Origin of the sequence: Marinomonas sp. A3A, assembly GCF_018336955.1 — a bacterium.
Lineage (GTDB): Bacteria > Pseudomonadota > Gammaproteobacteria > Pseudomonadales > Marinomonadaceae > Marinomonas > Marinomonas lutimaris.
Genome location: NZ_CP025532.1, coordinates 1,743,467 through 1,757,911 on the forward strand (window position 1 = coordinate 1,743,467; position 14,445 = coordinate 1,757,911).

Below are 14,445 nucleotides of genomic sequence, written 5' to 3' on the forward strand. Positions count from 1 at the left end.
AATAGGAGGGGTTATGTCTCAGGAGTTAAATGGTTCTTGGGTGAATAGCTACGGCTCAAAAATGGATCTGTTGCTCTTAGAGTATGGTGCCATAGTTGGTCAATATTCATCGACAACGGGTTCTACAGGAATCTATAGCGTCATTGGGCAATGTTCACCAGATAAACCTTCAGAAAGTAAAGGTCTAGCTGTGGTGCTTTCAATCTATTGGCATCCCATTAATGCAGAAACACCTGATGAAAGCTGGCATTGGGTATCAACTTATTGTGGCCAGCTTTTAGGTACTGGTGAGCTAAGTGTCACTAATTCACTCGTTGCTACATGTGACTTTAATGGATTCTCTGCGGGGGATTACATCGATAAATTGACCTTCCAAAAAGTGTCGAGCACACCTGATCCATTCATACTTTCTTTAAACTCTGAGTCAGAAGGTGTGACGTTTAATAACCCTATCAATGGTGAGTGGGTTGGTGTTAACCCGGGTGTTCAATTAGGCTTAACGGTTACAAATAGTGATTATGGTTTGGTGCAAGGTGTTGTTGAATACCAGAATACGATAATCACTCTGAAAGGGTTCACGGATACAGTGGTTAGTGGCTTAGGTCGTCAAAGTATCAGTGTATGCGGTTATATGTCTGGCAGGGATGTTCCTGTGTCATTGAGTGGATGGTTAGATGTGAGTAACAATTCTTTACAGCTATCTAGGTGGCTTGCTAACGCCACAAGTCCCGAAAATGTTTACTATCAGTCTGATGTTGAAAGTTGGTTACTCCGTAAAAAATAACCACAAGGACTATTAAACAGATGGGGCATAGTAGTATGGATTTGATTAATTCATTTGATCAAACTGAACATGATCAAGTAGTTATTGATTGTTTTTTGAAGCTGTGGAGCTACTCTGCAGACCTTATGTTTATTATGTCCGTAGAGCCTAACGGTGAGTTTTCCTTGTTTGATAATAACCCAGCATCAAGAGAGATAATGGGGTTATCAAGAGAGGCGAAAATTCACCGTATGAACATTAGAGAAACGTGGGGCGATGATATTGTAGAGGGTCTATACAGTTCTTATCGGAAAGCTATCTCCGCACGAGAGCCTATTTCTGTTGCCCAATACGCTACTTATGATGGTAAAGATGTCTATGTTGATACTTTGTTGGTGCCGATTTTTGATGCATTAGGTAAGCCTATCTTTGTCTGTGGCGTGAGTCGAGATATTACAAAAATAAAAGAAGCAGAAATCGTTGCATTAAAAGCCAATGAAAAGCTGTTTGAGTACAGCACAGCACTAGAGACGATCAATCAAGATCTTGACCACAAGGTACAAGAACGAACCAAAGAGTTAGAAAGTGCGAAACGTACGGTAGAAGATGCATTGGAAGCCAAATCTTCATTTGTTGCCAGAATGAGTCATGAAATACGCACTCCTATTAATGCGGTGATTGGATTAAGTCATCTAAGTTTGAAAACCTCTTTAAGTAATGAGCAAAAAGACTATATCAATACCATTTTATCTTCTGGTGAAACCCTGCTTAGTCTGGTGAATGATGTGCTAGATTTTTCGAAGATCGAGGCAGGTAAAATGTCCATAGAAGCGGTGCCTTTTTCTCCAAAGTCGATTGTTCAGCATGCGGTCAATATGAACTCAATCAAAGCCGAAGAAAAAAAGCTAGCGGTAACAGTCGATATTTCTCCATCACTACCACCCACCCTTTTGGGTGACCCGCTACGTATACAGCAAGTGCTGATTAATCTTGTGACCAACGCAGTCAAATTTACCGAGCGTGGCGGCATATGTGTGCGAATGTATACAGATGAAAGTAATGATAAAGGTGTTTTGCTCAGATGTGATGTGATTGATACTGGTATAGGCATATCTAAAGCGCATGCCGAGCAACTCTTTCAATCTTTTCAGCAGGCTGACGACAGCATTACCCGTCAGTTTGGTGGAACGGGTTTGGGTTTAACTATCTCTCGCCAACTTTGTGAACTGATGGGTGGTGATATTTGGGTGCATAGTGAATTAGGGCAAGGTTCTACGTTTAGTTTTACTTTACCTCTTAATATTGCATCGAATATATCTATTCAAGAAGAAGGAATGGCTAGTAATGAAATAGTTAAGGTGTTTATCAACGAAGAAATAGAAGGGGTGGGGGATGAAAAGCTATTTTACGGAAATGGAAAAATTCCGGACTTATCGCAGTATTATGTTTTATTAGCAGAAGATAACTTAATAAATCAGAAGGTTGTTTTAGGCTATTTAGGTGATACCGCTATAAATGTAGATGTGGTTGAAAATGGTAAAGAGGCTATTTATAAATTAAATAATAAAAAATATGATTTGGTGTTGATGGATATTCAAATGCCAGTCATGGATGGTTTAGCGGCGGCTAGAAGCATTAGACAGTCTTCTGTATATGGCAATATTCCGATAATTGCCATGACGGCTCATGTCTCAGATGAGGCAAGAAAACAGTCTGCTCAAGCAGGTATGAACGCACATTTAGATAAGCCAATTCAAAAGTCAGAGTTATACAAAACGTTACAAAAACATCTCGACGGGAAAAACACACATAACTCTTTACAAACTCATGATTTTTTCGTTTCTGGCCATTACTCTTCTTATGACGCGGTATTGTCTAAGCTGTCATCAATAGATACATTATCTATCAAAGAGGCTATTCAAAGTCTTAATGGAAAAACAAGTTTATACCTTGAAATTGCAACGGCATTTTATGCTAAATACAAGGTGTTTTCTTTGCGTGATTTTGTAGGTAGTGATTTATCGAATGTGCTTCATTCACTAAAATCAAACTCGGCTTATATAGGAGCATTCGAATTATCCTCTTATTGTGCTGAGTTAGAAGATGCTATTGAACATAAATCGCCAGACTTACATTTTATAAATCGTCTTGAATCGATGGTTAATGATTTGGTTGACTCATTGCAAAACATATTGATGCCGTACTCTTCTCTTGTTGAATATAGTGAGGATGCTAATGGGTTTAGTAAAAAAGATTTGGTAATAAAACTGAAAACTATTGTTCCTTTGTTAAAGAAATCAGACTTTTTTGTAGAAAATCATTTTAGTTTATTACGCAAAACAGTTAGGGGGACCAAATATACGTTAGATATCGAAAACTTAATTTTCGATATAAAAAATATTGAGTTTGAGATTGCTGCTGTAAAAGCATCTCAGCTTATTTTGGAACTTCAAGGCGATTAAAGACGATGACAGAAGAGCAAAGCATTTTAGTCATTGATGACGAAAAAATTAATCTGAAAATAATCAGCGATATGCTTAACGATGATGTTGTCGTTATGCTTGCAAAAAGTGGTGAGCAGGGTATTAGAAAAGCCATTGAATATCAGCCTGATTTGATTTTATTAGATGTGGTAATGCCTGAAATGGATGGCTTTGAAACCATGGCTCGTCTTCGCCATGATGCGCGTACAAGTGCTATTCCTGTGATTTTTATTACCGCCTTAAATGATTCGAGTCATGAAGAAAAAGCGTTATTAATGGGGGCCAGTGATTACATTCAAAAACCATTGCACACGAATATAGTTCAGGCTCGTGTGCGTCTTCATTTGCAGCTTGCGAAACAGCGCAAAATGTTAGAAAAATTAGCCAATATTGATCCTTTAACATCGCTTGCCAATCGTCGTAAATATCAAGATGTTCTTGAACAAGAATGGCAAAGAGCCATTGCCCATCAAGCCTGCCTTTCTTTATTAGTGATTGATATCGACAATTTCAAACAGTATAACGATTGTTATGGGCACGCCACAGGTGACAAGGTGCTTCAGCAAGTGGCTACAGTATTAGCCAACCAACTTGTAGATAAAGGTCTTGTAGCGCGGTATGGTGGTGAAGAATTTGTGGTTTTGTTGCCTGATCATTCTCAAGAAGAGTCAATTGAAGTGGCCCGTCGTTGTATGCAAGGTGTCGAGGCGCTGAACTTGGCTTACAGTCATGAAGACTTTAGTGGCAAAGTAACGGTCAGTGTTGGGGGCGCTACAAAATCGCCTAGCCAAAAATGTCGCAGCGAGGACTTTTTTAATGCTGCAGATGATATGCTTGGACTTGCTAAAAAAAGCGGTAAAAATAAAATATTATGGGACTTACCGAGTAACCTACACGCAGTTGTTGAGTGATGTTTTTTTAAATCACTCTAATAGAAGGTTTGACAGATAACACAATGAACAAGGTTAATAATTCATACGGCTTAGAGATGCATCCATTACGAGATGCGCTGTATGCAGAGCTGCATTCACGTCCTTTTCAGGTGCTTCCTAGTCCAGCTAGAATCAGTTATCTCGCAGTAATTGTTGGAGCAGATCAAAAACAAGCAGAGTTCGAACATTTCTGTTTACTATACAATCATTTTAATGGTACTCCGCCTGAAAATGACAGTGTGTGTTTTGAGGTAGATTTTGGTCATTTTAAGGTTCGCCGCGATAAGCACCTTGAATTTATCTCTTACATGATTATCCACACTCAGGTCGATACGGAGCTGGGTTTTTTTGATCAAAATGCCTTGGCTTATTTACCGCTTGAGTGGTTATCAAGCATGCCTGGCATTACCATTGCCGCTTTTCATGTGTCGGTTGAAGATGCCCGAACTATTCCTGAACCAGATCTGGCCCTTGTTAAAAGCCACTTTGAAGGTATGCGTTTAGTCGGTAGTCGACCTCAAAATGGTGATGCTCAAGTCTGGACCACTTTTCAGCTGCACAGTGATGGCTGTGGGCGCTTTTTGATTTACAACAAGCGTATGAGTGATAGTCAACTGGGCCGCATGGTTCAGCGCGTAGTCGAGATTGAAACCTACCGTTTGATGGCGTTATTGGCATTGCCCATGGCACGTAAGTACAACGCAGAACTGGTTGCGATGGACGAAGAGTTGGCTCAAACCACAGCCAGCTTGTCAGATGCAACAGAGCCACTTGATGAACAAGCCCTGTTGAGTGAGTTAATCGATATGGCTGCTTGGGTTGAAGCGACTCGCTCTAAAACGTCTTTTCGATTCAGTGCCACAAGGGCGTATCATGAGTTGGTTTTAAAGCGTTTAAATGAGCTAAAAGAAGACGAAGTATCGGGGCATTTAACCATTACCGAATTTATGACTCGTCGTTTAACACCCGCAGTGAGAACCTGTAATACAGCAGGCAATCATTTAGAAAGCCTTTCTACTCGTATCGACAGAGTGTCGGATATGATGCGTACTCAAGTGGAAATGTCGATTCAATCTCAGAATCAACAATTGCTCACTTCGATGGATCGTCGTTCAAAAATTCAACTTGCTATGCAACATACTGTTGAAGGCTTGTCTGTTGCAGCGATTAGTTACTACAGCGTAGGGTTATTGAAGTTTTTGATCGAAGCCGTGTACGACAAAGGCGTGAGTTTTGATAAAAGCCTAGTTATTGGTTTGTCGGTGCCTCTTGTTGTTGGCAGTGTGTGGCTCGCGACTCGAAAAATACATAAACGCTTTTTGTTGTTGGCTAAGGCGAAAGAAGAAAAGTAGTCGTCGTTGTTTTTTTAACACACATAAAAAAAGGCTTTCTCTTGTTACCGTAGAAAGCCTTTTTTGTGATTAGAGATTTGTTTCTAAAGACTTTATCAAACCGTATTATGTATCTCTGCAACGAAGTCGTAAGAATCCCCAGGAAACCATGAACGCGTAAATTCAATGGGCGTGCCATCTTGCGTTACAGCGGTACGTTCAATGTAAAGCACAGCGCTAAGTTCTGGGATATCGAGCAATTGGGCTCGCTGTTCGTCAATGCTAATGGCACGAAGGCGTTGGAATGCGCGAACTGGGCGGCAGCCTTGTTGCTCTAATAAATCGTACAGAGACCCTTCCATCGCAAAAGGGTTAAGAATGTAATTGCTTGGAATCGTTGCTAGCTCAAGTGCCATGGGCTTGCCGTCGGCGTAACGCAAACGATAAAAGCGCACAACCTCTTGTTCTGCTGACAGCTTAAGGGCTTTGCATTCATCTGTATGAGGCATTCCCAAAGAGCGATCTAGCCATTTGGACGTAATGGCTTTACCGCGTGCTTTCATGACTTCGGTAAAGCTACGCAGGTGATTCAGAGGCTGCTCAACTCGCTCGCTGACGAAGGTTCCTGCGCCTTGGCGTTGCGTCAATACATCTTCTTTTACTAACTCATCGATAGCTCGACGTACAGTGACGCGTGAAACATCTAAATATTTGGCCAGATCACGTTCTGGCGGAAGTGTATCTCCACCAAGCACTCGGCCTGCAGAAATAGACGCTAAAATGGCTTTTTTTACCTGCATATAAAGAGGAATGCCTTTTTCTCTCAATGCTTGAGCCGCGCCAAATAATTCATTAACCCGATTTTGATTCATATCAGTGTCCTGAACGGGAAGGGGCTCCCGTATTCGTACTTGTTTTTCTAAGAGCTAAGTATGTCAGCTCTAAAGGGGGATAGCCGCTGACGTATGCGCGTTGACCCTTGTTAAGGCGTTGCCTTGGCGATCAAATAAATACAAGCGATTAGGTTGAATGCCAAAGGTGATCTGGTCGCCAGCTTGGTGTTGGTTGTCGCCATCCACCTTAAGCACTATTTCACCTTCTTGCCCAATATCGACATACAAATAGGACAACTCACCAAGGTGTTCAATCAGAGTGACTTTGCCTTCTACCATGTTGCTTTCGCAGTTGAGCGCCATATGTTCTGGTCGTATGCCTAGTTGTACTATATCGCCCTGCTTCAAAGACGAAGAATCGACTGAGGCTTGAATAACGCGGCCAGATTCTAGCACAAGTTGCGTGTTTTCAGGGTCAGATTGACTGATCTTCGCTTTTAAAAAGTTCATTTTTGGTGAGCCAATGAAACCAGCGACAAATTGTGTTTTCGGATGGTGGTACAAATCCAGCGGTGCGCCAACTTGTTCGACACGTCCTTTGTTCATGACCACGATTTTATCGCCCAGTGTCATGGCTTCTACTTGATCGTGAGTCACATAAACCACCGTGGCTTTTAGTTCCTGATGAAGCTTGCCAAGCTCAACACGAGTTTGAACTCGTAGTGAGGCGTCTAAGTTAGACAAAGGCTCATCAAATAAGAAGACTTTTGGATCGCGTACAATGGCACGACCTATAGCAACGCGCTGGCGTTGACCGCCAGACAATTCTCGCGGCAATCGCTCCAATAAATGATCAATCTTTAGCTTCTTCGCCGCTTCCATCACCTTGTTGTTCACAAAAGCCTTGTCTTTTCCTGAGATTTTTAAACCAAATGCCATGTTTTTAAACACGTTCATATGAGGGTACAAAGCATAAGATTGAAACACCATAGCGATGCCGCGCTTAGCAGGAGAGCGTCCATTGACGCGCTCTTCATCGATATATAAGTCGCCTTCGGTGATGTCTTCCAATCCAGACAGCAAACGCAATAAGGTTGATTTGCCACAACCAGATTCGCCAATCAATACGACAAATTCGCCGTCTTTGATATCAAGGTCGATGCCATGAAGTACGTCCACATCGCCAAAGCGTTTTTTAATATTGTTAAGTTTTACACTAGCCATGAAATAAACCTCCAACGGTCAAATATATAAACTATTATTTGACCGCTCCGCTGGTTAAGCCGCGGATCAATTGTCTTGAAAAAATGGTGTATAGGATCAGTACAGGAACGATCGCCAAAGTTAACGCTGACAAAACTGAGTTCCAGTCTGTGACGTATTGACCAACAAACTGCTGTACGCCAAGGGTAATAGTGCGTGTTTCCTCACCTGGTGCGAGTATCAGCGGGAACCATAAATCATTCCAAATCGGAATCATGGTGAATACGGCAACGGTTGCCATCGCAGGTTTCAGAAGTGGCAAGATCACACAAAAGAAAATCTTGTATTCGCTAACTGAATCGCAACGCGCAGCCTCTGTGAGTTCCTTCGGAATAGTGCGTACAAACTCCGATAATATGTACACGGCAAGGGGCAGGCCTTGCGCTATGTACACTAAAACTAGCGCGGTAAGCGTATTCACAAGATCCAAGCTGACCATCAGGCTTAAAATACTCACCGTGCCAAGACGGATCGGTATCATGATGCCCATGGCAAACAAAAAGGTAATCAATAAGTTGCCCTTAAATTTGTATTCAGTCAGCGCCCAAGCGGCCATCGCGCCAAGTAAAAGTACCAAACCGACCGCCAAAATAGTGACGACCAAACTGTTCCAAGAATACAAGCCGAAGTCTGATCTCAATAGAACTTGCTGGAAGCCCACTAAGGTAAAGGAATTACTGTCTGGTAAGCCGAGCGGATCACGGAAAATAGCGCGACGCTCTTTAAAGGCATTGATTACAACGACAATAATTGGGAAGAGCGCTATCACGGTATAGGCCAATAACACAGCGTGTACAGTGACACTTTTGGGTACTTGTCTCATTCCAGAGGAAGGTATAAGACGACTCAATAGTTTCATCATAGCCTCCTTAAAATTGGAATCGCTGAATGCGACGTTGAATAAAGAATAAGAACAACATAACGCCCATCAAAATGATCAAGAACATAAGCGTTGCCACTGCGGCACCCATGGATGCGCTGCCTTGTTGTAGCTGGAAGCCAAAGAATGTTCGATAGAAGAAAGTTCCCATTAAATCGGTCGAGAAATCTGGGCCGGCAAGGGCGCCTTTTACCGCATATATCAGTTCAAATGCATTGAAATTCGCCACAAAGGTTAAAATTGATACCATGGCGATAGTTGGCAAAATTAACGGTAATTTAATGTGCCAAAAGGTCTGAAATGAATTTGCACCATCAACCACGCTGGCATCGACAATGTCATCAGGAATATTAAGCAAGGTGGCATAAATCAACATCATCGGAATACCGACAAACTGCCAGACGGAGATAAAGGCAAGGGTGATCAATGCGCTGCTTTCTTTGCCAAGCCAAGCATCGAAGTATTGACCAAGACCAATGCTATAAAGGAAGTTCTCAGAAATTCCCCAAATAGGGCTTAACAACAACTGCCAAACGAAACCTATAATCACCACAGAAAGCATGGTCGGCATAAATATGAGAGTTCGATAAGTGCCGGATAAACGCAGCTTTGGCGAGCTTAATAAAACCGCTAAAAGTAGACCAATTGGGTTTTGTACAAGCATGTGAATTGCGAAAAATTTGAAGTTATTGCCAAGAGCGTTCCAAAAAGCCTGTGACCAAGTATCGTCTGTTACTAAGGTAATGAAATTTTGCAGGCCGACAAAGCTAGTTTGCCCTTGTTGCTCGTTGTATAAACTTAAGACGAGTGTATCGAGCAAGGGGTAAACACTGAATACAACGTAAATAAGCAATCCAGGCCCAAGGAAAAATACCAAGTGCCATGGGAAAGGTTTCTTTTCGTCATGTTGGTTGGATGGATTCATAGTTTATCTCAATGTAACGTGCTATCTAGATAAATTGCATTTAGTTAAGAGGGCGCCCCAATGGACGACCTCTTAATGGTTTAGTTTATTGCTGAGGTTTATACCATTGTTCCAAACCGTCCTGTGTTTCTTTGGCGGCGGCTTCTGGTGTCATGGTGCCATTGATTACCTGAGCGCTGACGTTCCAAAGTTGGTTCTCCAAGTTTGGTGTACCACGAGACAGGATTTGATAAGAGTTACGAATGGTCGATTTGCACTGTTGACGCCAGCTCATAAACTCTTGCGCAACAGGATCCTTGATGTCTATTTGATGATCAGACAATGGGAAGAAGCCCGGTACCGCATTCGCATAAAGTGTGGCGAACTCTTTACTTGCCATCCAATTTAAGAAGACTTTAGCGGCTTCTTTATTAGTTGAACTGGCATTTATGCCAATACCCATATCGGTGTGATCACTGATGTAACAAGTGTCTCCTGCTTTCGCTACTGGCGGCGGAAAGGCGCCGAATTCAAAATCCGCTTGATTATTGAACGTCTGAATATCCCAAGAGCCGGCTGGGTAGATGGCAGCACGACCTAAGGTGAAAAGGTTCTGTGAGTCAGAATATTTCTGTGCTTCAAATCCTCGACCTAGATACGGTTTCCACTGGGCAAGTTCTTTCCAAGTATCTACGTAAGCTTTGTCGGTTAATTTTTCTTTGCCGCTTAGTAGAGCTTTACGACCTTTTTCACCTTCCCAATAGTTTGGTCCGATATTCTGGAACCCCATTGTTGCGGCTTCCCACTGATCAGCGGTTCCCATTGCTAAGGGTATATAACGACTTTCTGATTTGATGGTATCAAGTGTCTTGAAAAACTCATCACGGGTTTTAGGCACGGATAAATTCAATTCTTTAAAAATTTCTTTGTTGTAAACAAAGCCATGAATAACCGATGCAACAGGCATACAGAATTGGTCTTTGCCATCGTCCGTGACCCATGCACTTTTCGCCACGTCAGAGAATTGCTTTAGGCCTTTTAGATCATTTAGGTTTGCAAGATAACCGTCTTTATAAAGATCTAACGCCGTATCAAACGGACGACAAGTGATTAAATCGCCAGCAGAGCCTGCTTTTAATTTAGCTTGTAAGGCAGAGTTGTATTCCGTTGGAGGGGTTGGGGCAAAGTTTACTTTTGTATCTGGATGGCTTTTGTTGAAAGCTGGGATGATGACATCATTCCAGATATTAGCATCATCACTGCGCCAACTTTCAATCGACAAACCATTTGCTGCTTGTGCTATGCCTGTGCTGCTAAGCAAGATGGCGGCTAGGCAAGTTAGCTTTGTAATCGTTTTTGTTGCTGTTTTTGTTTCAAGTGAAGCGGAACGAACATTAAACATGAGTACTCTCCGATTGTGTTTTCCAATTGTGCTGTGGTTGCTTTCTTTTTTATTAGATGTTCTTTGCTACTAAAATTTTATTCGTATTTATATTAAAAAATACCTATTGGTATTTTTTAGGTATTGCTTGTTTTTAAAAATTAGCACCAATTATTCTCTCAAGCAAATAAATATGACAGGATTGTGGAAAATAAATGGATCTTGCGCTTTAATTGGTTTTATATTGGTTTTGTATTTGTTCTGGTTAGGAAAGAGGATTCTTATGCAAGTTATCATTCTCCCATCTGCTCATGATGTGGCCTTGTATGCGGCTGATCGTGTCGTTGATATGATTAATACCAAAACGAATCCTGTTTTAGGGTTGGCAACGGGATCCACGCCCATCGCTTTGTACAAAGAGTTGGTGTTGCGTCATCAATCTAAGCAAGTATCGTTCCGACAAACGATTAGTTTTAACTTGGATGAATATATTGGTATTGCCGATTCTCATGAGCAGAGTTATCGAACCTTTATGAATCAACACCTGTTTGATGCGATTGATATCCCTGTCTCCAATACACATGTGCCATTAGCCGAGAGCCAAGAGGCTAGCGCCTTAAAGAAAAGTGCGCAGGATTATGAAGCGAGTATTCAGCAAGCGGGTGGTATTGATTTACAGATTTTAGGTATCGGCTTAAATGGTCATATTGGCTTTAATGAGCCTACTTCTAGTTTTGCTTCGCGCACGCGTATCAAAACCTTGTCTGAATCTACTGTTATAGCGAATAAGCGTTTTTTCAAAGACGGTGAGTTTCAGCCTCATTTAGCGTTAACGATGGGAATTGGTACCATTTTGGATAGTAATGCAGTGTTGTTAATGGCAACCGGAAAGGCGAAAGCTGAGGCGGTAAAGGCCATGATTGAAGGGCCGCTTTCTGCAATGTGTCCAGCGTCGGCACTGCAATTACATGAAGCGGCAACCATAGTATTGGATGAAGAGGCGGCTGGCTTATTAGAGCTAAAAGAATATTACCAATGGTGCGAACAAAAACGTCAACAATTGCACGAGGGAAGTTTGGCATGAGCGGTTTATATATTGGTGTGGACGGCGGCGGTACTTTTTGCCGCGCCCGCTTGGTTGATGGCGATGGCAATGTATTAGGTGAGGCGGTCGGTGGCTCGGGTAATCCAAGAATAGGGATAGAGGCGGCATGGCAGAACATTATCAATGCCTGCCTTGAAGCATGCCATCAAGGCAATATTCCTCCCGAAGCCTATTCAAAAATCACCTTAGGTTTAGGTTTGGCGGGTGCCAATCAGCCGTTAGAACAAGAACAGGTGATTGCTCAAAAGTCTCCATTTGGCCAGCGCTATTTATTAACGGATGCTCATGCGGCTTGTTTAGGGGCGTTTAACGGCGAAGATGGCGCGTTATTGATATTAGGCACTGGCAGTTGTGGTGTCGTTTATCAAAATGAACGATTTAGTATTGTTGGTGGTTGGGGCTTTCCGTTATCTGATCAAGGAAGCGGAGCCCGTATTGGCTTGTCCGCATTAGAATATTCGTTAGCAGCGTTAGATGGTATTTCTCCTTCGACACCCTTTACCGACAGCATTAACGTTGAATTTTCGTTGTCAGCAGAAGAGTACGTTTTGTATCAGAACCGTGCGCCATTGCCGAAAGAATACGGCGCTTTTGCTGTTCAGGTGTTTCAATTTGCTCAGCAAAAAGATCCTATTGCGTTGAAAATCATCCAACAGCAAGTGGAATGGGTCAGTCAGTATTTAGACGCTTTAATCACCAAAGGTGCCCATAAGATCGTTTTGGTCGGCGGCGTCTCAGAAGCCATTTTAGAATATTTACCTGAGCGTTTTTCGCCTTACTTTTGTCAGCCAAAGGGTGATGCCATGGCGGGTGCCATTTTGATGGCTAAAGCTCAAATTGGAAGGAAAGCAATATGAGGGAACATAAGATGACAACGGTATTTGCAAAACGTCTGTTCGACGGTGAAAACTGGCTCACTAATCAAAAAGTGACTTTTAACGGTCAAGTGATTGAATCTATTGTCTCTGTGGCTGATTTTTCTGATGAACAATCTCTTGAGACTATAGATGTTGTTGATTTGCTAGTGCCTGGGTTTATTGACGTGCATGTTAATGGTGGTGGCGGTGCATTGTTTAACCATACGCCGACAATTGAAGCATTGGAGCGTATGGTGGCTGTGCATGCTCAATTCGGCACGGTTGCTATGATGCCAACGTTAATATCCGATGATTACGAAATAATGTCACAAGCACATCAAGCGGTTTGCCAAGCACTTAAGCAAAATATAGCGGGTATTTTGGGGATGCATTATGAAGGTCCTTACCTCAATCCAATTCGTAAAGGCGTTCATAACGAATCTAAGCTGCGCAAACCTACAGAAGGTAAACTAGCTACGTTATTAGAAGTGAGCCGCAGCGGAAAACTTATGCTGACATTAGCGCCAGAGCAGGTGCCAGAAGGTTTTATTGAATGGCTTGTTGCTGAAGGTGTTATTGTTTGTATTGGTCATTCTGCTGCCAATTATGATCAAGCAAGGCAAGCTGTGATGGATGGTGCTCGTGGTTTCACCCATTTGTTTAATGCTATGACGCCTTTAATTAGCCGTGAGCCGGGTGTGGTTGGTGCGGCATTACAAACAGATATACCAACTTGGTGCGGTTTAATTGCAGATGGGCATCATGTTCATCCTGCTAGTATGCGAGTTGCTATTGCCGCGAAAGGCTGTGAGCACATGCTTTTAGTAACCGATGCGATTCAGAGTGTGGGGTCAGATGAAAAAGAAATGCCATTTCTAGGTAAAAAAGTACTTCGTAGTGAAGGCAAAGTCACCACCGAAGATGGCACACTGGCAGGGTCGGATTTAGATATGGCAACCGCAGTTCGTAATACCGTTAATCTAATTGGGCGAACACCTACGGAAGCCTTGCAAATGGCGTCTTTAAGGCCTGCTGAGTTTTTAGGAATAGAGCAACATTTTGGCCGTATTAAAGCGGGTTATCGAGCTAGCCTTGTTGCTTTAAGCGAAGATTATTTTGTGACATCAACCTGGATCGATGGACAAAAAGTATGGGGTAGGTAGCAACTTATTTTAAATAAGTTGGAATTAAAGCTATCTATCCAAAGTGTATCTCTATACTATGGCGGCACAAGCTAGAAAGAAGTCTAAAATTATTAACTCTGCAATACGTTGTTTTATTCATAAAATCCTCGTCCTGAAAGTTTCTAAGTACAAGTCTATTTTTTTTGCAAAACCGGCCCCTAAAGGGCTATTTAAAACTCAGGTGATTATTTATGTCTAATACAGTGAAAGGAACCGTTAAGTGGTTCAACGAAATTAAAGGTTTTGGTTTTATTGAGCAAGAGTCTGGCCCTGATGTGTTCGCACATTTCAGCGCTATTGCTAGCTCAGGATTCAAAACATTGGCTGAAGGCCAACAAGTAGAATTCGTTGTTACTGCTGGCCAAAAAGGTCCTCAAGCAGAAAATATTACAGTACTTTAATTAGCTACTAAGAATATTTAAGAAAGGGTAAGTTCTTCGGAACTTACCCTTTTTTTTGTGTAAAAAAGCACTCCTTTTTTACTGAAGCACTAATAGCATCTCGTTGCGCTCTTTACCTATCAAATTGA

13 protein-coding genes are annotated in these 14,445 nt (G+C 42.1%); 8 read left to right on the forward strand and 5 right to left on the reverse strand.

Translation table 11 applies throughout. The features are described 5' to 3' along the window. Positions 1-13 precede the first annotated feature (13 nt). From CYL31_RS08050 to CYL31_RS08065, 4 genes are read left to right on the forward strand one after another with little or no spacing between them, the layout of a single operon-like run. Complete coding sequence (locus CYL31_RS08050) at positions 14-784, forward strand: avidin/streptavidin family protein (RefSeq protein ID WP_212918405.1); 771 nt, start codon at positions 14-16, stop codon at positions 782-784. Positions 785-819: 35 nt separating this feature from the next. Continuing rightward, positions 820-3,225, forward strand: a complete 2,406-nt coding sequence (locus CYL31_RS08055; protein ID WP_212918406.1) for an ATP-binding protein — start codon at positions 820-822, stop codon at positions 3,223-3,225. 5 nt (positions 3,226-3,230) lie between these two features. Continuing rightward, positions 3,231-4,157, forward strand: coding sequence for a GGDEF domain-containing response regulator (locus tag CYL31_RS08060; RefSeq protein WP_212918407.1), 927 nt, complete (start codon positions 3,231-3,233; stop codon positions 4,155-4,157). A 44-nt stretch (positions 4,158-4,201) separates the two neighbouring features. After that, positions 4,202-5,530, forward strand: a complete 1,329-nt coding sequence (locus CYL31_RS08065; protein ID WP_212918408.1) for a DUF3422 family protein — start codon at positions 4,202-4,204, stop codon at positions 5,528-5,530. Positions 5,531-5,625: 95 nt separating this feature from the next. On the opposite strand, the gene CYL31_RS08070 is transcribed toward CYL31_RS08065, so the two are convergent. The 5 genes from CYL31_RS08070 to CYL31_RS08090 form a co-directional block, all read right to left on the reverse strand. Continuing rightward, complete coding sequence (locus CYL31_RS08070; protein ID WP_212918409.1) at positions 5,626-6,381, reverse strand: GntR family transcriptional regulator; 756 nt, start codon at positions 6,379-6,381, stop codon at positions 5,626-5,628. A 69-nt stretch (positions 6,382-6,450) separates the two neighbouring features. Beyond that, positions 6,451-7,566 (reverse strand): ABC transporter ATP-binding protein, encoded by a 1,116-nt coding sequence (locus CYL31_RS08075; protein ID WP_212918410.1) that lies wholly within the window; start codon positions 7,564-7,566, stop codon positions 6,451-6,453. Between the two features lie 34 nt (positions 7,567-7,600). After that, positions 7,601-8,464, reverse strand: coding sequence for a carbohydrate ABC transporter permease (locus CYL31_RS08080; RefSeq protein WP_212918874.1), 864 nt, complete (start codon positions 8,462-8,464; stop codon positions 7,601-7,603). 10 nt (positions 8,465-8,474) lie between these two features. Beyond that, complete coding sequence (locus CYL31_RS08085; RefSeq protein WP_212918411.1) at positions 8,475-9,410, reverse strand: carbohydrate ABC transporter permease; 936 nt, start codon at positions 9,408-9,410, stop codon at positions 8,475-8,477. 85 nt (positions 9,411-9,495) lie between these two features. Beyond that, positions 9,496-10,791 (reverse strand): ABC transporter substrate-binding protein, encoded by a 1,296-nt coding sequence (locus CYL31_RS08090; RefSeq protein WP_212918412.1) that lies wholly within the window; start codon positions 10,789-10,791, stop codon positions 9,496-9,498. A gap of 262 nt (positions 10,792-11,053) precedes the next feature. Between CYL31_RS08090 and nagB the strand changes: the two genes are divergently transcribed. The 4 genes from nagB to CYL31_RS08110 all read left to right on the forward strand — a co-directional run bounded on the left by nagB (position 11,054) and on the right by CYL31_RS08110 (position 14,317). Continuing rightward, a complete protein-coding gene (gene nagB, locus CYL31_RS08095) occupies positions 11,054-11,854 on the forward strand; it encodes a glucosamine-6-phosphate deaminase (protein ID WP_212918413.1) in 801 nt (266 codons plus the stop codon). Next, positions 11,851-12,732 carry a glucosamine kinase nucleotide-binding domain-containing protein gene (locus CYL31_RS08100; RefSeq protein WP_212918414.1) on the forward strand — a complete coding sequence of 294 codons (882 nt, stop codon included), beginning with the start codon at positions 11,851-11,853 and terminating at the stop codon, positions 12,730-12,732. Before nagB ends, CYL31_RS08100 begins: the two co-directional genes overlap by 4 nt. A gap of 11 nt (positions 12,733-12,743) precedes the next feature. Next, positions 12,744-13,895, forward strand: a complete 1,152-nt coding sequence (nagA, locus tag CYL31_RS08105; RefSeq protein ID WP_249411735.1) for an N-acetylglucosamine-6-phosphate deacetylase — start codon at positions 12,744-12,746, stop codon at positions 13,893-13,895. A 212-nt stretch (positions 13,896-14,107) separates the two neighbouring features. Then, entirely contained in the window at positions 14,108-14,317 is a 210-nt protein-coding gene (locus CYL31_RS08110; RefSeq protein ID WP_012069364.1) for a cold-shock protein, read from the forward strand. Positions 14,318-14,445 lie beyond the last annotated feature (128 nt).

Coding starts and splice junctions, on each gene's coding strand:
- CYL31_RS08050 (WP_212918405.1), top strand. CDS start 14: ATGTCTCAGGAGTTAAATGGTTCTTGGGTGAATAGCTACGGCTCAAAA.
- CYL31_RS08055 (WP_212918406.1), top strand. CDS start 820: ATGGATTTGATTAATTCATTTGATCAAACTGAACATGATCAAGTAGTT.
- CYL31_RS08060 (WP_212918407.1), top strand. CDS start 3,231: ATGACAGAAGAGCAAAGCATTTTAGTCATTGATGACGAAAAAATTAAT.
- CYL31_RS08065 (WP_212918408.1), top strand. CDS start 4,202: ATGAACAAGGTTAATAATTCATACGGCTTAGAGATGCATCCATTACGA.
- CYL31_RS08070 (WP_212918409.1), bottom strand. CDS start 6,381: ATGAATCAAAATCGGGTTAATGAATTATTTGGCGCGGCTCAAGCATTG.
- CYL31_RS08075 (WP_212918410.1), bottom strand. CDS start 7,566: ATGGCTAGTGTAAAACTTAACAATATTAAAAAACGCTTTGGCGATGTG.
- CYL31_RS08080 (WP_212918874.1), bottom strand. CDS start 8,464: ATGAAACTATTGAGTCGTCTTATACCTTCCTCTGGAATGAGACAAGTA.
- CYL31_RS08085 (WP_212918411.1), bottom strand. CDS start 9,410: ATGAATCCATCCAACCAACATGACGAAAAGAAACCTTTCCCATGGCAC.
- CYL31_RS08090 (WP_212918412.1), bottom strand. CDS start 10,791: ATGTTTAATGTTCGTTCCGCTTCACTTGAAACAAAAACAGCAACAAAA.
- nagB (WP_212918413.1), top strand. CDS start 11,054: ATGCAAGTTATCATTCTCCCATCTGCTCATGATGTGGCCTTGTATGCG.
- CYL31_RS08100 (WP_212918414.1), top strand. CDS start 11,851: ATGAGCGGTTTATATATTGGTGTGGACGGCGGCGGTACTTTTTGCCGC.
- nagA (WP_249411735.1), top strand. CDS start 12,744: ATGACAACGGTATTTGCAAAACGTCTGTTCGACGGTGAAAACTGGCTC.
- CYL31_RS08110 (WP_012069364.1), top strand. CDS start 14,108: ATGTCTAATACAGTGAAAGGAACCGTTAAGTGGTTCAACGAAATTAAA.